Origin of the sequence: Escherichia sp. UTM R2 (assembly GCF_048593455.1) — a bacterium.
Lineage (GTDB): Bacteria > Pseudomonadota > Gammaproteobacteria > Enterobacterales > Enterobacteriaceae > Escherichia > Escherichia coli.
Map to the genome: position 1 here is coordinate 4,361,245 of NZ_JBFWDY010000002.1, position 20,470 is coordinate 4,381,714.

16 protein-coding genes are annotated in these 20,470 nt (G+C 53.3%); 8 read left to right on the top strand and 8 right to left on the bottom strand.

Annotation, left to right across the window (positions count from 1 at the left end):
* Positions 1–3: 3 nt before the first annotated feature.
* Positions 4–780, bottom strand: a complete 777-nt coding sequence (gene argB / locus AB4H76_RS21845) for an acetylglutamate kinase (protein WP_001302318.1) — start codon at positions 778–780, stop codon at positions 4–6.
* Positions 781–787: 7 nt separating this feature from the next.
* Entirely contained in the window at positions 788–1,792 is a 1,005-nt protein-coding gene (gene argC, locus AB4H76_RS21850) for an N-acetyl-gamma-glutamyl-phosphate reductase (protein ID WP_001401416.1), read from the bottom strand.
* 153 nt (positions 1,793–1,945) lie between these two features.
* Here argC and argE point away from each other — a divergent pair, with 153 nt between their 5' ends.
* From argE to AB4H76_RS21870, 4 genes are all read left to right on the top strand, one after another.
* Positions 1,946–3,097 (top strand): acetylornithine deacetylase, encoded by a 1,152-nt coding sequence (gene argE, locus AB4H76_RS21855; protein WP_001301272.1) that lies wholly within the window; start codon positions 1,946–1,948, stop codon positions 3,095–3,097.
* A 351-nt stretch (positions 3,098–3,448) separates the two neighbouring features.
* Positions 3,449–6,100: a phosphoenolpyruvate carboxylase gene (gene ppc / locus AB4H76_RS21860; protein ID WP_001005579.1), complete on the top strand. Its 2,652-nt coding sequence runs from the start codon at positions 3,449–3,451 to the stop codon at positions 6,098–6,100.
* Between the two features lie 181 nt (positions 6,101–6,281).
* Complete coding sequence (locus tag AB4H76_RS21865; RefSeq protein WP_000556295.1) at positions 6,282–8,015, top strand: phosphoethanolamine transferase CptA; 1,734 nt, start codon at positions 6,282–6,284, stop codon at positions 8,013–8,015.
* Between the two features lie 214 nt (positions 8,016–8,229).
* Positions 8,230–9,081, top strand: a complete 852-nt coding sequence (locus tag AB4H76_RS21870; RefSeq protein ID WP_000274624.1) for an AraC family transcriptional regulator — start codon at positions 8,230–8,232, stop codon at positions 9,079–9,081.
* Here AB4H76_RS21870 and AB4H76_RS21875 read toward each other — a convergent pair.
* The 5 genes from AB4H76_RS21875 to AB4H76_RS21895 are packed head-to-tail and all read right to left on the bottom strand — an operon-like array spanning position 9,068 to position 14,017.
* Complete coding sequence (locus AB4H76_RS21875) at positions 9,068–9,409, bottom strand: PTS fructose-like transporter subunit IIB (RefSeq protein WP_000323846.1); 342 nt, start codon at positions 9,407–9,409, stop codon at positions 9,068–9,070. The genes AB4H76_RS21870 and AB4H76_RS21875 overlap by 14 nt on opposite strands.
* Before the next feature lies 1 nt (position 9,410).
* The gene (locus AB4H76_RS21880; protein ID WP_000204139.1) at positions 9,411–10,289 is read right to left on the bottom strand and encodes a [formate-C-acetyltransferase]-activating enzyme; all 879 of its coding nucleotides are present in this window, start codon (positions 10,287–10,289) and stop codon (positions 9,411–9,413) included.
* On the bottom strand, positions 10,255–12,552 hold the full coding sequence (locus AB4H76_RS21885) for a formate C-acetyltransferase (RefSeq protein ID WP_004025950.1): 2,298 nt from the start codon (positions 12,550–12,552) through the stop codon (positions 10,255–10,257). The genes AB4H76_RS21880 and AB4H76_RS21885 overlap by 35 nt, the downstream gene beginning before the upstream one ends.
* 50 nt (positions 12,553–12,602) lie before the next feature.
* Positions 12,603–12,923, bottom strand: coding sequence for a PTS fructose-like transporter subunit IIB (locus AB4H76_RS21890; protein ID WP_000161265.1), 321 nt, complete (start codon positions 12,921–12,923; stop codon positions 12,603–12,605).
* 14 nt (positions 12,924–12,937) lie between these two features.
* Positions 12,938–14,017 carry a PTS fructose transporter subunit EIIC gene (locus AB4H76_RS21895; RefSeq protein ID WP_004025948.1) on the bottom strand — a complete coding sequence of 360 codons (1,080 nt, stop codon included), beginning with the start codon at positions 14,015–14,017 and terminating at the stop codon, positions 12,938–12,940.
* 308 nt (positions 14,018–14,325) lie between these two features.
* Here AB4H76_RS21895 and ptsP point away from each other — a divergent pair, with 308 nt between their 5' ends.
* The 4 genes from ptsP (at position 14,326) to AB4H76_RS21915 (ending at position 19,507) form a co-directional block, all read left to right on the top strand.
* Positions 14,326–16,827: a phosphoenolpyruvate--protein phosphotransferase gene (gene ptsP, locus AB4H76_RS21900; RefSeq protein ID WP_001174077.1), complete on the top strand. Its 2,502-nt coding sequence runs from the start codon at positions 14,326–14,328 to the stop codon at positions 16,825–16,827.
* A gap of 11 nt (positions 16,828–16,838) precedes the next feature.
* Positions 16,839–17,501, top strand: coding sequence for a fructose-6-phosphate aldolase (fsa, locus tag AB4H76_RS21905; protein ID WP_000424840.1), 663 nt, complete (start codon positions 16,839–16,841; stop codon positions 17,499–17,501).
* Between the two features lie 10 nt (positions 17,502–17,511).
* On the top strand, positions 17,512–18,615 hold the full coding sequence (gldA, locus tag AB4H76_RS21910) for a bifunctional L-1,2-propanediol dehydrogenase/glycerol dehydrogenase (protein WP_000374004.1): 1,104 nt from the start codon (positions 17,512–17,514) through the stop codon (positions 18,613–18,615).
* 274 nt (positions 18,616–18,889) lie between these two features.
* Positions 18,890–19,507: a DUF1287 domain-containing protein gene (locus tag AB4H76_RS21915; RefSeq protein ID WP_000647870.1), complete on the top strand. Its 618-nt coding sequence runs from the start codon at positions 18,890–18,892 to the stop codon at positions 19,505–19,507.
* Between the two features lie 26 nt (positions 19,508–19,533).
* Here the strand turns inward: AB4H76_RS21915 and yijE are convergent, their stop codons facing one another.
* Positions 19,534–20,439 (bottom strand): cystine transporter YijE, encoded by a 906-nt coding sequence (gene yijE / locus AB4H76_RS21920; protein WP_001271242.1) that lies wholly within the window; start codon positions 20,437–20,439, stop codon positions 19,534–19,536.
* Positions 20,440–20,470 lie beyond the last annotated feature (31 nt).

Here is a 20,470-nt window from a genome sequence, read left to right on the forward strand (position 1 = left end):
AACTTAAGCTAAAATCCGCGTACCCATCGGCATACCGTTAAACAGTGCCGGAAGCTGCTCCGCATGACGCCAGGAGGCGATATCTACCGGACGGCCCAGCGTGCGGGCCGCATCCAGCGCCGCGTTCACTTTCACTATCATGCCGTCAGTAATAATGCCCTGCTCAATCAGTTGTTCTGCTTTCGCGGCGGTCATTTCGGCAATGCGTTGCCCTTTGCCGTCGAGAATGCCGCTGACGTCGGAGAGCAAAATCAGATCCGCGCCCAGCGTTGCCGCCAGCGCCGTTGCCGCCTGGTCGGCATTGACGTTCATCAGTTGCCCTTCGTCTGTTACGCCAATGGAGCTGACCACCGGCAGATAACCGTTCTCCAGCAAGGAGTTGATAAGCTTAGGCGAACCTGGCTGCGCCAGTCCAACATGGCCTAACTCTTCATCAAGCTGGGTCACTTTGACGCTGTCGCCGTCACCGAGAAACAAACCTACGGCCGCAATCTGATGTTTCTTCGCCCATGCCAACAGGGTTTTATTTGCCGTTCCCGCCAGTGCTCCGGTGATAATGTCTATCTGATCCGCAGGCGTCACCCGCAGGCCATTTTTCTTTTTCACCGGCAGATTCAGCCCTTTCATCAGCTCATCCACCACGCAACCGCCGCCGTGCACAATCACCAGCGGACGCTGATGTGACTCACGATAATTCACCAGTGCGCTAAACAGACGTTCCAGCGCCTCTTCACTATCCAGCAGTACGCCGCCCAGTTTGATAATTAATGGATTCATCATTGCACCCTTAAATAAGAGACTGCGTTTCCGCATAGCCGAAACGAATATTGGCGCACTGTACCGCTTGTGCCGCCGCGCCTTTCAGTAAGTTGTCTTCGGTCGCCACAATAATCAGATGCTCGCCCTGAACGGCAAACCCGATATCGCAAAATGGCAGCCCAACGACATTTTTCAGCGCCGGAACGCCTTTGTCATACAGCCGCACCAGCGGTTTATGGGCATACGCCTGCTGTAACACTTGCGCGACTTGCGCCTGGGTCACACCCGATTTCAGGCGGCAGGTAATGGTTTCGAGAATGCCGCGCGGGAAATTGCCCAGATGTGGGGTGAAGATAACGTCAGCACCGAGGTGTGTGGCGATCTCAGGTTGATGGCGATGAGTAAAGACGCCATACGGTTGCAGGCTAACTTCACAAAAGCTGTTTGAAATGGCCGCTTTACGCCCTGCACCGCTCACGCCGCTGGTGGCGTTGATCACCGGCCACTGATTGAGGTCAAGAAGATCGGCATCAATCAACGGTTTCAGCGCCAGCTGTGCCGCCGTCGGATAACAGCCCGGCACCGCAATCAAATTCGCTTCTTTTAATTTATTACCGCACCACTCCGCCAGACCGTAGGCTGCCTGTTCCAACAGTTCCGGGTATTGATGGGTAAAGCCGTAATATTTTTCATAGAAGGTGGCGTCGTTAACACGAAACGCGCCGGAAAGGTCGAACACCACGCAGCCCGCTTCAAGAAACTGCGGCGCTAAATCGTGGCTAACTTCATGGGCGGTGGCGAGAAACACTACGTCCACCCCTGGGCTAAACTCGCTGATATCCGACATCGGCTGCAACGGCAGATCAACGATGCCTTTTAGCTGCGGATGCAAATCGGAGATTAACTTTCCCGCATCATTGCTTTGCGCTGAAACAGTCAAAGCGGTTATGTTCATATGCGGATGGCGATTTACATAGGTCACTAGCTCTGCGCCAGCGTAGCCGCTGGCACCCACAATCAGCGTATCCAACATCGGGGCTATTCACCTTCTTATGTCTGGTTGCCAGGTTAAACGTAAAACATTCACCTTACGGCTGGTGGGTTTTATTACGCTCAACGTTAGTGTATTTTTATTCATAAATACTGCATGAATATTGATACTATCATGACCAGAGGTGTGTCAACAATGAAAAACAAATTACCGCCATTTATCGAGATTTACCGCGCTCTGATTGCCACACCTTCAATAAGCGCCACGGAAGAGGCACTCGATCAAAGCAATGCAGATTTAATCACTCTGCTGGCGGACTGGTTTAAAGATTTGGGCTTCAATGTGGAAGTGCAGCCTGTTCCAGGAACTCGCAACAAATTCAATATGCTGGCAAGTATCGGACAGGGGGCTGGCGGCTTGTTGCTGGCGGGGCATACCGATACGGTGCCATTTGATGACGGTCGCTGGACGCGCGATCCGTTTACACTGACGGAGCATGACGGCAAGCTTTACGGCTTAGGCACCGCCGACATGAAAGGCTTTTTTGCGTTTATCCTTGATGCGCTACGCGATGTCGACGTCACGAAACTGAAAAAACCGCTCTACATTCTGGCGACTGCTGATGAAGAAACCAGTATGGCCGGAGCGCGTTATTTTGCCGAAACTACCGCCCTGCGCCCGGATTGCGCCATCATTGGCGAACCGACGTCACTACAACCGGTACGCGCACATAAAGGTCATATCTCTAACGCCATCCGTATTCAGGGCCAGTCGGGGCACTCCAGCGATCCAGCACGCGGAGTTAACGCTATCGAACTAATGCACGACGCCATCGGGCATATTTTGCAATTGCGCGATAACCTGAAAGAACGTTATCACTACGAAGCGTTTACCGTGCCATACCCTACGCTCAACCTCGGGCATATTCACGGTGGCGACGCTTCTAACCGTATTTGCGCTTGCTGTGAGTTGCATATGGATATTCGTCCGCTGCCTGGCATGACACTCAATGAACTTAATGGTTTGCTCAACGATGCATTGGCTCCGGTGAGCGAACGCTGGCCGGGTCGTCTGACGGTCGACGAGCTGCATCCGCCGATCCCTGGCTATGAATGCCCACCGAATCATCAACTGGTTGAAGTGGTTGAGAAATTGCTCGGAGCAAAAACCGAAGTGGTGAATTACTGTACCGAAGCGCCGTTTATTCAAACGTTATGCCCTACGCTGGTGCTCGGTCCGGGTTCCATCAATCAAGCTCATCAGCCTGATGAATATCTGGAGACGCGGTTTATTAAACCCACCCGTGAGTTGATTATCCAGGTAATTCACCATTTTTGCTGGCATTAAAACGTAGGCCGGATAAGGCGCTCGCGCCGCATCCGGCACCGTTGCCAAACTCCTGTGCCGCAATAATGTCGGATGCGATGCTTGCGCATCTTATCCGACCTACACCTTTGGTGTTATGTATGGCGATTTTTTAACATTTCCATAAGTTACGCTTATTTAAAGCGTCGTGAATTTAATGGCGTAAATTCCTGCTATTTATTCGTTTGCTGAAGCGATTTCGCAGCATTTGACGTCACCGCTTTTACGTGGCTTTATAAAAGACGACGAAAAGCAAAGCCCGAGCATATTCGCGCCAATGCGACGTGAAGGATACAGGGCTATCAAACGATAAGATGGGGTGTCTGGGGTAATATGAACGAACAATATTCCGCATTGCGTAGTAATGTCAGTATGCTCGGCAAAGTGCTGGGAGAAACCATCAAGGATGCGTTGGGAGAACACATTCTTGAACGCGTAGAAACTATCCGTAAGTTGTCGAAATCTTCACGCGCTGGCAATGATGCTAACCGCCAGGAGTTGCTCACCACCTTACAAAATTTGTCGAACGACGAGCTGCTGCCCGTTGCGCGTGCGTTTAGTCAGTTCCTGAACCTGGCCAACACCGCCGAGCAATACCACAGCATTTCGCCGAAAGGCGAAGCTGCCAGCAACCCGGAAGTGATCGCCCGCACCCTGCGTAAACTGAAAAACCAGCCGGAACTGAGCGAAGACACCATCAAAAAAGCAGTGGAATCGCTGTCGCTGGAACTGGTCCTCACGGCTCACCCAACCGAAATTACCCGTCGTACACTGATCCACAAAATGGTGGAAGTGAACGCCTGTTTAAAACAGCTCGATAACAAAGATATCGCTGACTACGAACACAACCAGCTGATGCGTCGCCTGCGCCAGTTGATCGCCCAGTCATGGCATACCGATGAAATCCGTAAGCTGCGTCCAAGCCCGGTAGATGAAGCCAAATGGGGCTTTGCCGTAGTGGAAAACAGCCTGTGGCAAGGCGTACCAAATTACCTGCGCGAACTGAACGAACAACTGGAAGAGAACCTCGGCTACAAACTGCCCGTCGAATTTGTTCCGGTCCGTTTTACTTCGTGGATGGGCGGCGACCGCGACGGCAACCCGAACGTCACTGCCGATATCACCCGCCACGTCCTGCTACTCAGCCGCTGGAAAGCCACCGATTTGTTCCTGAAAGATATTCAGGTGCTGGTTTCTGAACTGTCGATGGTTGAAGCGACCCCTGAACTGCTGGCGCTGGTTGGCGAAGAAGGTGCCGCAGAACCGTATCGCTATCTGATGAAAAACCTGCGTTCTCGCCTGATGGCGACACAGGCATGGCTGGAAGCGCGCCTGAAAGGCGAAGAACTGCCAAAACCAGAAGGCCTGCTGACACAAAACGAAGAACTGTGGGAACCGCTCTACGCTTGCTACCAGTCACTTCAGGCGTGTGGCATGGGTATTATCGCCAACGGCGATCTGCTCGACACCCTGCGCCGCGTGAAATGTTTCGGCGTACCGCTGGTCCGTATTGATATCCGTCAGGAGAGCACGCGTCATACCGAAGCGCTGGGCGAGCTGACCCGCTACCTCGGTATCGGCGACTACGAAAGCTGGTCAGAGGCCGACAAACAGGCGTTCCTGATCCGCGAACTGAACTCCAAACGTCCGCTTCTGCCGCGCAACTGGCAACCAAGCGCCGAAACGCGCGAAGTGCTCGATACCTGCCAGGTGATTGCCGAAGCACCGCAAGGCTCCATTGCCGCCTACGTGATCTCGATGGCGAAAACGCCGTCCGACGTACTGGCTGTCCACCTGCTGCTGAAAGAAGCGGGTATCGGGTTTGCGATGCCGGTTGCTCCGCTGTTTGAAACCCTCGATGATCTGAACAACGCCAACGATGTCATGACCCAGCTGCTCAATATTGACTGGTATCGTGGCCTGATTCAGGGCAAACAGATGGTGATGATTGGCTATTCCGACTCAGCAAAAGATGCGGGAGTGATGGCAGCTTCCTGGGCGCAATATCAGGCACAGGATGCATTAATCAAAACCTGCGAAAAAGCGGGTATTGAGCTGACGTTGTTCCACGGTCGCGGCGGTTCCATTGGTCGCGGCGGCGCACCTGCTCATGCGGCGCTGCTGTCACAACCGCCAGGAAGCCTGAAAGGTGGCCTGCGCGTGACTGAACAGGGCGAGATGATCCGCTTTAAATATGGTCTGCCAGAAATCACCGTCAGCAGCCTGTCGCTGTACACCGGGGCGATTCTGGAAGCCAACCTGCTGCCACCACCTGAGCCGAAAGAGAGCTGGCGTCGCATTATGGATGAACTGTCAGTCATCTCCTGCGATCTCTACCGTGGCTACGTACGTGAAAACAAAGATTTTGTGCCTTACTTCCGCTCCGCTACGCCGGAACAAGAATTGGGCAAACTGCCGTTGGGTTCACGTCCGGCGAAACGTCGCCCAACCGGCGGCGTCGAGTCACTACGCGCCATTCCGTGGATCTTCGCCTGGACGCAAAACCGTCTGATGCTCCCCGCCTGGCTGGGTGCAGGTACGGCGCTGCAAAAAGTGGTCGAAGACGGCAAACAGAGCGAGCTGGAGGCTATGTGCCGCGATTGGCCATTCTTCTCGACGCGTCTCGGCATGCTGGAGATGGTCTTCGCCAAAGCAGACCTGTGGCTGGCGGAATACTATGACCAACGCCTGGTAGACAAAGCACTGTGGCCGTTAGGTAAAGAGTTACGCAACCTGCAAGAAGAAGACATCAAAGTGGTGCTGGCGATTGCCAACGATTCCCATCTGATGGCCGATCTGCCGTGGATTGCAGAGTCTATTCAGCTACGGAATATTTACACCGACCCGCTGAACGTATTGCAGGCCGAGTTGCTGCACCGCTCCCGCCAGGCAGAAAAAGAAGGCCAGGAACCGGATCCTCGCGTCGAACAAGCGTTAATGGTCACTATTGCCGGGATTGCGGCAGGTATGCGTAATACCGGCTAATCTTCCTCTTCTGCAAACCCTCGTGCTTTTGCGCGAGGGTTTTCTGAAATACTTCTGTTCTAACACCCTCGTTTTCAATATATTTCTGTCTGCATTTTATTCAAATTCTGAATATACCTTCAGATATCCTTAAGGAATTGTCGTTACATTCGGCGATATTTTTTCAAGACAGGTTCTTACTATGCATTCCACAGAAGTCCAGGCTAAACCTCTTTTTAGCTGGAAAGCCCTGGGTTGGGCACTGCTCTACTTTTGGTTTTTCTCTACTCTGCTACAGGCCATTATTTACATCAGTGGTTATAGTGGCACTAACGGCATTCGCGACTCGCTGTTATTCAGTTCGCTGTGGTTGATCCCGGTATTCCTCTTTCCGAAGCGGATTAAAATTATTGCCGCAGTAATCGGCGTGGTGCTATGGGCGGCCTCTCTGGCGGCGCTGTGCTACTACGTCATCTACGGTCAGGAGTTCTCGCAGAGCGTTCTGTTTGTGATGTTCGAAACCAACACCAACGAAGCCAGCGAGTATTTAAGCCAGTATTTCAGCCTGAAAATTGTGCTTATCGCGCTGGCCTATACGGCGGTGGCAGTTCTGCTGTGGACACGCCTGCGCCCGGTCTATATTCCAAAGCCGTGGCGTTATGTTGTCTCTTTTGCCCTGCTTTATGGCTTGATTCTGCATCCGATCGCCATGAATACGTTTATCAAAAACAAGCCGTTTGAGAAAACGTTGGACAACCTGGCCTCGCGTATGGAGCCTGCCGCACCGTGGCAATTCCTGACCGGCTATTATCAGTATCGTCAGCAACTAAACTCGCTAACAAAGCTACTGAATGAAAATAATGCCTTGCCGCCGCTGGCTAATTTCAAAGATGAATCGGGTAACGAACCGCGCACCTTAGTGCTGGTGATTGGCGAGTCAACCCAGCGTGGACGCATGAGTCTGTACGGTTATCCGCGTGAAACCACGCCGGAGCTGGATGCGCTGCATAAAACCGATCCGAATCTGACCGTGTTTAATAACGTGGTTACGTCTCGTCCGTACACCATTGAAATCCTGCAACAGGCGCTGACCTTTGCCAATGAAAAGAACCCGGACCTGTATCTGACGCAGCCGTCGCTGATGAACATGATGAAACAGGCGGGTTATAAAACCTTCTGGATCACCAACCAGCAGACGATGACCGCCCGCAATACCATGCTGACGGTATTTTCGCGCCAGACCGACAAGCAGTACTACATGAACCAGCAACGTACGCAGAGTGCGCGTGAATACGACACCAACGTGCTGAAGCCGTTCCAGGATGTGCTGAATGACCCTGCGCCGAAGAAACTGATCATCGTTCATCTGCTGGGTACGCATATCAAATACAAATACCGCTACCCGGAAAATCAGGGCAAGTTTGATGGCAATACCGATCATGTTCCGCCAGGATTAAGCGCAGAAGAGCTGGAATCATATAACGATTATGACAACGCTAACCTGTATAACGATCATGTGGTTGCCAGCCTGATTAAAGACTTTAAAGCGGCAGACCCGAACGGATTCCTGGTTTACTTCTCTGACCACGGTGAAGAGGTTTACGACACGCCGCCTCATAAAACCCAGGGGCGTAATGAGGACAACCCGACGCGTCATATGTACACCATTCCGTTCCTGCTGTGGACGTCGGAAAAATGGCAAGCGACTCATCCCCGTGATTTCTCACAGGATGTCGATCGTAAATACAGCCTGGCGGAACTGATCCACACCTGGTCAGATTTGGCGGGCTTATCTTACGACGGTTACGATCCAACCCGTTCAGTGGTGAATCCGCAGTTCAAAGAAACTACCCGCTGGATTGGTAACCCGTACAAGAAAAACGCGCTGATCGATTACGACACACTGCCGTATGGCGATCAGGTGGGTAATCAGTAATTATCAGCCAGGCGCTATTTGCCGGATGCGACGCTTGACGCGTCTTATCCGGCCTACAGATCGCGGCGGTAGGCTGGATAAGGCGTTTACGCCACATCCGGCAATACAACTGCCGCAATGTTTACATCGAACTCCCCTCAGGCCACACTTTTCAGGTGGCCTTTTTTAATAATGCCAGTTACTGTTTTCCCGTCTACATACCTAAGGGAATAACATGTATCACGACGTCAGCTATCTGCTCTCCCGCCTGATCAACGGCCCGCTGTCCCTGCGCCAGATTTACTTTGCCAGCAGTAACGGCCCGGTGCCCGATCTTGCGTATCAGGTCGATTTTCCACGGCTGGAAATTGTGCTGGAAGGTGAGTTTGTTGATACCGGCGCTGGAGCAACGTTAGTTCCCGGCGATGTGCTGTACGTTGCCGCTGGTGGCTGGAATTTCCCACAATGGAAAACACCCGCTACCACCTTTAGCGTGCTGTTTGGCAAACAGCAACTCGGCTTCAGCGTCGTGCAATGGGATGGCAAACAATATCAAAATCTGGCGAAGCAACACGTCGCCCGGCGCGGCCCACGCATAGGTTCTTTTCTGCTACAAACGCTCAATGAAATGCAAATGCAGCCGCAGGAGCAGCAAACGGCAAGGCTTATCGTCGCCAGCCTGCTTAGCCACTGCCGCGATTTGCTTGGCAGCCAAATCCAGACCGCCTCACGCAGCCAGGCACTATTTGAAGCTATTCGCGATTATATCGACGAACGCTATGCCTCCGCGCTTACCCGCGAATCTGTTGCGCAGGCGTTTTATATTTCGCCAAATTACCTCTCGCACCTGTTTCAAAAAACGGGGGCCATTGGTTTTAACGAATACCTGAATCACACGCGACTGGAGCACGCTAAGACGTTATTGAAAGGCTATGACCTGAAGGTAAAAGAAGTGGCGCACGCCTGCGGCTTTGTCGACAGCAACTACTTCTGCCGTCTGTTTCGTAAAAACACCGAACGCTCGCCGTCGGAATATCGCCGGCAGTACCACAGCCAACTGACAGAAAAACCGACTACTCCAGAATAAGATGGGTTTGCTGCGGCGCAGAAAGCACTTTGCGCACCGCGCTCATTACCCGCTGCGGCTCACGCAGGAATGCGTAGATGCTGCATTGCACATAGCGGCAATGTTCAAATCGCTCGGCACCGGCAAGCTCGATATCCGTAATCAACAGAGCAACATCCGCCCGACGGATATCCTCGTCCGCTAAACGATTCTCCGTTCCCAGCGCGCCCTGAGTTTCAATGCTGACTCCCCACTTCTCTAACAGGCACAACTTTTCCAGCCGTTCCGCCGCCATATAAGTATGCGCCACGCCACTGACGCAGGCGGTTACTGCCACCAGGTATGCCATTTTAACCTCCCACGGTAACCTGAAATCCGGCCCGTTCTGCCATTTCGCGCATCGTTGTCACATCGGCTGACGACGGCGCAGGCACCTCTTTCATCGACCATGTTTTCCCCAGCAGGCGGTATTTCGGTTCGCCGTACTGATGAAACGGTAACAGATGGATCTGCCTGATTTTCAGCGGGATCAGTACATCCAGCGCCTGCTGCATATTCTCCCGGCTGAGCGTGAAACCAGGGATCAACGGTAAACGCGGGATCACGTTGACACCCTCACTCACCAGCAAACGCAGATTCTCCAGCACGCGTGGCAGGTTCATCTTCACCACATCCCGCGCCTGAGTCGCGTCCATAATTTTTAAATCGAACAGCACTTCATCGCACAATTTCGCCAGCGGTAACAGCTTGCTTGCTGGCGCGTCTCCGGCAGTTTCAATGGCGCATGACACACCCCACAGCCGCAGTCGCTGTAAAAAACGGGTAGCAAACTCCGCCTGCATTAACACTTCGCCGCCAGAAAGCGTGACGCCGCCGCCGGACGTGCGAAAAAAAATGTCATCTTTCATCACTTCCCGTTCCAGAGCGTCAAGGCTGATATCGCGACCAATCCGTTCAAACGCCCCGGAGGGGCATTCATCCGCATCACGCAAACATTTCGCACAGTGCAGACATTTCGCCTCTCTGCGTACCGTCTGGATTTTGCCGGAGATCGACTCCGGATTAGCACACCACGGGCAAAGATGCGGACAGCCTTTAAAAAAGACCACCGTACGAATGCCCTCACCGTCATTCAGTGAATAACGCTGAATGTTGAAAATGCGCGCCACATCATTGCGGCGCGTTTCCACAACGTTACAGCTGATGCGCTGTCCGGCGGATGATGTCATCCTGGATCTCCTTCGACAGTTCGACAAAGAAGGCGCTGTATCCGGCAACGCGCACCACCAGCCCGGCATAATCTTGTGGGCGCTGTTGCGCTTCCCGCAACGTGTCGGCGTTCACCACGTTAAACTGAATATGTTGTAACTTAAGCTGGGTAAACGCCCGTAAGAAGTCGGCCAGTTTGCGTAATCCCGCTTCACCTTCCAGGGTCGCCGGAGTGAATTTCACGTTCAGCAATGTACCGTTAGACAGCAGTGTGTTATCGAGCTTACTGACTGACTTCAGTACCGCCGTTGGCCCTTGTGCGTCCTGGCCCAGCATGGGTGACAAGCCGCCGTCTGCCAGCTGTTCTCCGGCAAAACGACCGTCTGGCGTCGCGCCAACCACCGATCCCAACGGGACGTGAGCAGAAACGGTATACGATCCCGGCGTGAAGTAGCCGCCGCGCGGGTTCTGGTATTTTTCCACTTCTTTGCAGTAGTGGCGCAACAGTTCGGCGCTGATGTTATCCACCTCGTCGATATCGTTACCGTATTTCTCGAAGCGGTTAATTAAGCGAGCGCGGACTTTTTCGCCTTCTGGCGTTGCGAAGTTGGCTTTTAATACCGACAGCAATTCGTCAAAACTTAAACGCTGTTGCTCAAAAACCATCCCTTTCAACGCATGGAGAGAATCGCTCAGGTTGGCGATACCGATCCCCTGTACGCCGGAGAAGTTATAACGCGCGCCGCCATCGGTAATATCGCGGCCTTTTTCCAGACAATCGCTGATAAACGATGAGAGCAGCGGTACAGGTGCCCAGTCGCGATGGCCGATATCACAAATATTGCTGCCCTCAACCATCAGGGTGATGTAGTGGCTGATCTTGGCGCGGATCTGCTCCAGTAAACCTTCATAAGTCAGCGCAGCATTGCCTTCATTTTCATGCAGGCAGATTTCCATCACTTTCAGCAGATTAAACATCGCGATGTCATGCAAGCCGTAGGTTCTGCCGGGAATAGATAATTCCACACAGCCCACTACGGAATAGTCGCGCGCATCTTCCAGCGAAACGCCACGGTTGAGGAACGCTGGCACCACCACTTCATCGTTAAAGATTTGCGGAATACCGGTGCCGAGGCGAATGGTTTCGGCGGTTTTCATCAGGAACGGCGTGTCGATCAAGGCGTTAGTGCGCACGCCGAGGTTCGGTTGCGGTAATTGCACACTTTGATAGGCGTCGAGACAGAGGAACGAAAGTACGTTCACCGCGCTACGTCCGTTCTCGGTTAACCCGCCGAGCAGTGCGGTATAGCCGGTCGGGAAACCGGCGAAATAACGCGCGCTGCTGGTGGAGCGCAACAGCACGATGTCGTTGCATTTCACCCATAAAGATTCGAGCAGTTCTTTCAGGAACGCCGCATCTTCGCCCTGGGTTAATGATGCCTGATAGAACGGCAACATATACTGGTCGAAGCGCCCCAACGATAGCGAACTGGCGTTGGATTCGTATTGCAGAATGATGTTCATGTACCAGAATAACTGGCACGCCTGCCAGAACGTCTGCGGCTTATGTTCGGCGTTATGGCGAGAGATCTCCGCAATAGTCAGCAGCTCTTCGCGACGCTGGGCATCAGTGCAGCTTGCCGCCATCGTTTCCGCCAGTTCGGCGTAACGCAAAATGTGTTTCTGCGAGGCTTCGAGCAATAACAGCGCTGCCTGATAAAAGTGATTCTCCGGCTGTTGCTGACAATGTTGCTGCATCTGCGCCACCAGCTCACCCAGACCGTGATTCAACAGGCGTGGGTAATCAATAATAATGTGCCCCTGGCCTTTATCTGTCTGGTTGATGCTGAAAATCTGCGTGCTGGTCGCGGCTTTTACTTCATCTGTCATCTGCCCGTTGATGAAATCTTTCATCGAACGTTTTTCCCAGTACGGGAACAACTCTTCGCGGTAGATACGTTTATCTTCTTCGCTGATAGCAAAGCGGTCCTGCGGACGCGTCGGGAACTGGTCCAACTCTTTCAGCAGCCAGTAAGGATCCATTTCCGGCGACATAATCCCGGCGCGTGGTTTCACCGTGCGGTTACCGGCAATCAGTTCTTCATCACGAATCGAAATTTCAACATGTTCAAGGATATACGCTGTTGCTTTCGCCCGGCGCAATATCACCGGTTCGCCTTCGGTTTGCCGATGGCTGGCGGTATAAAGCAGCGCCCGCTCCAGCGAGATTTCACGGGTATTGGCAAACAGTGCAGTTTTGAGGCGAGAGATACGATTCGTCATGAGGAACTCCTGTGGGAAAGCGAACCCGCCCTTGCGAGCGGGAGAAGAACTTAAGCGGTTTGCGCCAGGTGAGCTTCAATTTTGCTCATAATGGCGTCAGCACGTTTTACTGCATCGCTGATGTTGACGCGCACGATGGTCTTGCCAGCAAAACGCTCTTCAAACTTGATGCCGATATCTTTGGTCAGAATCACCATATCAGCGCTCGCCACGTCTTCCGCTGTCAGTTCATTTTCCAGACCAATTGACCCCTGGGTTTCTACTTTCACTTCCCAGCCTTTCGCTTTCGCGGCACTTTCCAGCGCCTCTGCTGCCATATAGGTATGGGCAACACCTGAAGGACATGCGGTTACTGCAATAATTTTCGTCATGGCTCGTTCCTCAATTAATTAATTTCAAAATCCAAATCCAGGTCGTCTTCTTTTTCATCAGTCGAAGACCCATTTTTACGCGCCAGACTTTTCAGCACGTTCACGCAGACTGCCGTCACAACCGCCCCGACAGCCACTGCTGCGATATAACCCAGCTTGCCTTCAACCACCGGCAGCACAATCAGACCACCCCAGCCTGCATAGCACTGCGCACCGACCAGCGCCGCAGTGACTGCACCACAAACTGAACCGATCATGATGGAAGGAATAACACGCAGCGGATCGGCAGCGGCGAAAGGAATCGCCCCTTCAGTAACCCCAACGCACCCCATCACCAGCGCCGCTTTGCCGGTTTCGCGCTCTTCTGCGGAGAAATTTTTACGACCAATCAGCGTCGCCAGCCCCATCCCCAGCGGCGGGATACAAATACCCACGGCAGCAATGGCCACCACGGTATATACACCCTGAGCAACGCAAATCAGCATGAAGGCATAGGCCACTTTGTTAACCGGACCGCCCATATCGAACGCCAGCATCAGACCCATGATCACCGCCAGCATAACAATGCTGCCCTGCTGCATCCCCTGTAGCCACTGGGTCAGGCTGTTGGTCAACGCCCCTACAGGCTCGCCCAAGCCCCACATCATGATGCCTGCGGTAATCAGTGTGCCGATGATAGGAATAATGAAGATAGGCATCACCGAGCGCAGAACTTTATGCACCGGAATTTTCTTCAGGTAATGCACCACGATGCCGCCGATAATCCCGGCGATCAGCGCACCAAAGAAGCCCGCACCAAAGCTGTTACCAACCCAGGCACCGATAGCGCACGGAGCCAGCGCAGAACGCTCTGCAATGGAGTAACCAATGTAAGCGGCGAGGAAAGGCACCATCAGCGTCAAACCTGCAACGCCGATATCAAACAGTTTTTTCAAATTCGGATCGGCTACGGCATCCGGCACTGCGCCTTTGCCATACAACATGACGGAAACCGCCAGCAAAATACCGCCCGATACCACGAAGGGAATCATGTGTGAAACGCCCGTCATTAAATGCTGACGGGTATTTTTCAGGATCTGCACCAACTCATTCATAAGCTGCTCCCGGGCTTGCGAAAGCCCATGTCCATATTTTTGATGGAGGAAACAATAGGCAATCGCAGGCGGAGCAAACAGTGGATAAAAAGGCCATTTACTGGACTTTTGTAATATCAGTACAAAAATGCGATCCGCCTCATAACTTGCGATAATCCGGAAGCATGCCGCAAAACGGCGTCTTGTGAGACGCGTCGCAAATTGACGGTTACATTACATTTGTCCAGCTTTTGGCAGATTTGTCACATGGCAGGCCGTTGCCGTGCGCTCTTATCCTGTAAACAGAAAACCGTACCGGGAGAGAGGCAATGGCCCTGATTGTGGAATTTATTTGTGAGCTACCTAACGGCGTACATGCGCGTCCGGCAAGCCACGTTGAAACGCTGTGTAATACTTTTTCATCACAAATTGAGTGGCATAACCTGCGCACTGACCGCAAGGGCAACGCCAAAAGCGCCCTTGCGCTGATTGGCACCGATACGCTGGCGGGCGATAACTGCCAGTTACTGATTTCCGGGGCCGACGAACAGGAAGCGCACCAGCGTTTAAGCCAATGGCTGCGCGATGAATTCCCCCACTGCGATGCGCCGCTGGCGGAAGTTAAATCTGACGAACTGGAACCACTGCCGGTTTCACTGACCAATCTGAATCCGCAAATTATCCGCGCCCGCACCGTGTGCAGCGGTAGTGCAGGCGGCATTCTGACGCCGATCTCTTCTTTAGATCTCAATGCGCTGGGTAATCTTCCCGCAGCCAAAGGCGTTGACGCCGAGCAATCCGCACTGGAAAACGGCCTGACGCTGGTACTGAAAAACATTGAGTTTCGTCTGCTGGATAGCGACGGTGCTACCAGCGCGATTCTGGAAGCTCACCGATCCCTGGCTGGCGATACTTCCCTGCGCGAACATTTACTGGCAGGCGTCAGCGCCGGATTAAGCTGCGCCGAAGCAATTGTTGCCAGCGCGAATCACTTTTGCGAAGAGTTTTCCCGTTCCAGCAGCAGCTACCTGCAAGAACGTGCCCTGGACGTACGCGACGTCTGCTTCCAGTTACTCCAGCAAATCTACGGTGAGCAACGCTTCCCGGCACCGGGCAAACTGACGCAGCCCGCCATTTGTATGGCTGATGAACTGACCCCCAGCCAGTTCCTCGAACTGGATAAAAATCACCTCAAAGGATTGTTGCTCAAAAGCGGCGGCACCACCTCACATACGGTGATCCTTGCCCGTTCGTTCAACATTCCAACGCTGGTTGGTGTGGATATTGATGCCCTTACTCCGTGGCAGCAACAAACGATTTATATCGACGGCAACGCCGGGGCGATTGTGGTTGAGCCAGGGGAAGCCGTAGCTCGTTACTATCAGCAAGAAGCCCGCGTACAGGACGCCCTGCGTGAGCAACAGCGTGTCTGGCTGACCCAACAAGCCCGTACCGCTGACGGTATCCGCATTGAAATTGCCGCTAACATCGCTCACTCCGTGGAAGCGCAGGCCGCATTCGGCAATGGTGCGGAAGGCGTTGGTTTGTTCCGCACTGAAATGCTCTATATGGATCGCACCAGCGCACCGGGCGAAAGCGAGTTGTACAACATTTTTTGTCAGGCGCTGGAATCCGCCAACGGACGCAGCATTATTGTGCGCACTATGGACATTGGCGGCGACAAACCCGTTGATTATCTGAACATTCCCGCAGAGGCAAACCCGTTCCTCGGTTATCGCGCCGTGCGTATTTATGAAGAGTACGCGTCGTTGTTTACCACGCAGCTACGGTCGATCCTCCGCGCCTCCGCTCACGGCAGCCTGAAAATCATGATCCCGATGATCTCCTCAATGGAAGAGATCTTATGGGTGAAAGAAAAACTGGCGGAAGCCAAACAGCAACTACGTAACGAACACATTCCGTTTGATGAGAAAATCCAGCTCGGCATCATGCTGGAAGTGCCGTCGGTGATGTTCATCATCGATCAATGCTGCGAAGAGATTGATTTCTTTAGTATTGGTAGTAATGACCTGACGCAGTATCTGCTGGCGGTGGATCGCGATAACGCTAAGGTTACTCGTCACTACAACAGCCTGAATCCGGCATTCTTGCGGGCGCTCGATTACGCCGTGCAAGCGGTGCATCGCCAGGGCAAATGGATTGGTCTGTGCGGTGAGCTGGGAGCGAAAGGTTCCGTGCTGCCGTTGCTGGTCGGCTTAGGGCTGGATGAACTCAGCATGAGCGCACCATCAATTCCGGCGGCGAAAGCTCGGATGGCGCAACTTGATAGCCGTGAGTGCCGCAAGTTGCTCAACCAGGCAATGGCCTGCCGTACTTCGCTGGAAGTGGAACACCTGCTGGCGCAATTCCGCATGACCCAACAAGACGCACCGCTGGTCACCGCCGAGTGCATCACACTGGAAAGCGACTGGCGCAGCAAAGAAGAAGTGCTCAAAGGCATGACCGATAACCTGCTGCTGGCGGGCCGCTGCCGCTATCCGCGTAAACTGGAAGCCGACTTGTGGGCGCGCGAGGCCGTTTTCTCTACCGGTCTGGGCTTTAGTTTTGCCATTCCACACAGCAAATCAGAACACATTGAGCAATCCACCATCAGCGTGGCGCGTCTGCAAGCGCCGGTGCGCTGGGGCGATGATGAAGCGCAATTCATCATTATGTTAACCCTGAACAAACACGCTGCGGGCGATCAGCATATGCGCATTTTCTCGCGCCTCGCTCGCCGCATCATGCACGAAGAATTCCGTAACGCGCTGGTTAACGCCGCCTCTGCCGACGCTATCGCCAGCCTGCTGCAACATGAACTGGAACTGTAAAAGGAAACATCATGGAACTGTATCTGGACACCGCTAACGTCGCAGAAGTCGAACGTCTGGCACGCATATTCCCCATTGCCGGGGTGACAACTAACCCGAGCATTATCGCTGCCAGCAAGGAGTCCATATGGGAAGTGCTGCCGCGTCTGCAAAAAGCGATTGGTGATGAGGGCATTCTGTTTGCTCAGACCATGAGCCGCGACGCGCAGGGGATGGTGGAAGAAGCGAAGCGCCTGCGCGACGCTATTCCGGGTATTGTGGTGAAAATCCCGGTGACTTCCGAAGGTCTGGCAGCAATTAAAATACTGAAAAAAGAGGGTATTACTACACTTGGCACTGCTGTATATAGCGCCGCACAAGGGTTATTAGCCGCACTGGCAGGGGCAAAATACGTTGCTCCGTATGTTAACCGCGTAGATGCCCAGGGCGGAGACGGCATTCGTACGGTTCAGGAGCTGCAAACGCTGTTAGAAATGCACGCGCCAGAAAGCATGGTGCTGGCAGCCAGCTTTAAAACGCCGCGTCAGGCGCTGGACTGTTTACTGGCAGGATGTGAATCCATCACCCTGCCCTTAGATGTAGCGCAACAAATGCTCAACACCCCTGCGGTAGAGTCAGCTATAGAGAAGTTCGAACACGACTGGAATGCCGCATTTGGCACTACTCATCTCTAAAGGAGCAATTATGGACCGCATTATTCAATCACCGGGTAAATACATCCAGGGCGCTGATGTGATTAATCGTCTGGGCGAATACCTGAAGCCGCTGGCAGAACGCTGGTTAGTGGTGGGTGACAAATTTGTTTTAGGTTTTGCTCAATCCACTGTCGAGAAAAGCTTTAAAGATGCTGGACTGGTAGTAGAAATTGCGCCGTTTGGCGGTGAATGTTCGCAAAATGAGATCGACCGTCTGCGTGGCATCGCGGAGACTGCGCAGTGTGGCGCAATTCTCGGTATCGGTGGCGGAAAAACCCTCGATACTGCCAAAGCACTGGCACATTTCATGGGTGTTCCGGTAGCGATCGCACCGACTATCGCCTCTACCGATGCACCGTGCAGCGCATTGTCTGTTATCTACACCGATGAGGGTGAGTTTGACCGCTATCTGCTGTTGCCAAATAACCCGAATATGGTCATTGTCGACACCAAAATCGTCGCTGGCGCACCTGCACGTCTGTTAGCGGCGGGTATCGGCGATGCGCTGGCAACCTGGTTTGAAGCGCGTGCCTGCTCTCGTAGCGGCGCGACCACCATGGCGGGCGGCAAGTGCACCCAGGCTGCGCTGGCACTGGCTGAACTGTGCTACAACACCCTGCTGGAAGAAGGCGAAAAAGCGATGCTTGCTGCCGAACAGCATGTAGTGACTCCGGCGCTGGAGCGCGTGATTGAAGCGAACACCTATTTGAGCGGTGTTGGTTTTGAAAGTGGTGGTCTGGCTGCGGCGCACGCAGTGCATAACGGCCTGACCGCTATCCCGGACGCGCATCACTATTATCACGGTGAAAAAGTGGCATTCGGTACGCTGACGCAGCTGGTTCTGGAAAACGCGCCGGTGGAGGAAATCGAAACCGTAGCTGCGCTTAGCCATGCGGTAGGTTTGCCAATAACTCTCGCTCAACTGGATATTAAAGAAGATGTCCCGGCGAAAATGCGAATTGTGGCAGAAGCGGCATGTGCAGAAGGTGAAACCATCCACAACATGCCTGGCGGCGCGACGCCAGATCAGGTTTACGCCGCTCTGCTGGTAGCCGACCAGTACGGTCAGCGTTTCCTGCAAGAGTGGGAATAACCTACTCCAAACTCCCGGCTTGTCCGGGAGTTTGAACGCAAAATTGCCTGATGCGCTACGCTTATCAGGCCTACGCAATCTCTGCAATATATTGAATTTGCGTGCTTTTGTAGGCCGGATAAGGCGTTCACTCCGCATCCGGCACTCTGTGCCAGTAATCTGAAACTCCCACGTTGTTCAGGAATTTTTTATCCGCTTCTGGACATTTTCTCTACAGAACAATCGTTAGCCCGGAAGGTCGAATCTGTGACTCTTATTTTCACGGACGAACCAGATGAAAGCTTCACTGGCGCTGCTCAGCCTGCTAACGGCATTTACCAGCCACTCCTTAAAATCTCCCGCCGTTCCACCAACCGTGGTACAAATCCAGGCCAATACCAACCTTGCCATCGCAGACGGTGCCAGACAGCAAATCGGCAACACGCTATTTTACGATCCGGCGTATGTGCGGCTTACCTATCCTGGCGGTGATGTCCCGCAAGAACGCGGTGTTTGTTCTGATGTGGTGATCCGCGCATTGCGCAGCCAGAAGGTCGATTTGCAGAAACTGGTTCACGAAGATATGGCGAAGAATTTTGCTGAGTACCCGCAAAAATGGCAGTTAAAGCGCCCGGACAGCAACATCGATCACCGTCGGGTGCCTAATCTGGAAACCTGGTTTAGCCGCCATGATAAAACACGCCCCACCAGCAAGAACCCCAGTGACTATCAAGCGGGCGATATTGTCTCCTGGCGACTGGATAACGGGCTGGCACATATTGGGGTGGTTTCAGATGGCTTCGCCCGCGACGGTACGCCGCTGGTGATACATAACATTGGCGCAGGCGCGCAGGAAGAAGATGTGCTGTTTAACTGGCGGATGGTGGGGCATTATCGTTATTTTGTTAAATAAGAGATCGCCCCACATGAAGAAAAAATTCAGATCCTTTTTACACTGACGGCTTCTTTTTTCTTACGGCTCACCAGCGCCAGTGCCAGCACAATCAGCACAATACCGCTACCTTCAACGGCCCCCGGATTCTCGCCGAGCAGCCACCAGGAAAAGAGTACGCCGCAAACGGGAACGGCCAGTGTGCTTAAGCTGGCAATACTGGCAGGCAAGTTTTTCAATACAAACAACCATAAGCTCCACGCCAGTGCCGTCGCCAGAATCGCACTGTAGGCCAGCGCCCAGAACACGGTGGGCTGCCAGTCAATTTCACGTTGCGGCACCAGTAAAGCGACCACACTCATCACCAGCGCCGCATACAGCATCTGCCAGGATGTTAACGACAATAAATCCACGCGCGGATGACGGGCATACAGACGTTTAGCAACAATCGCGCTCGCCCCCCAACTGACGCCGGAGAGGATTGCCAGCATGGCACTTTTCATCGAAGAGAAATCGAGTTGCCACGGCTGCAACACCAAAAATAAGCCGAAAGCGGCAATCAGAATCGCGAAATATTGCCCACGTCGCAGGCGTTCACCGAGAAACAACGCGGCGAAAATCACCACCCAGAACGGCATGGTATAGCTCAGGATCGCCACCTTCCCCGCACCTCCGCTGACCAACGCCCACTGCGCCAGACCAACCATCCCGCAGGTTTGTAACAGGGCAATGGCTAAGGTGTATTTAAACGGTGTCGGGCGCATTCCGCGACCACGTAATAAAAGGACGATGAATAAAACGAGAGCGCCGAAAATGCAGCGTAAGGCGGTAAAGTCGAAGGCACCGATGTAACTGGTGACTTGCTTCATGAAAATCCAGCTATAACTCCAGATAAGTGTGAGCACAACCAGGCCACTGATTGCCAGTGGGTTGCTCTTTCCTGCGGCAGACATGAGAGATCCAGTGTGTAGTTTTCGTTCGCCC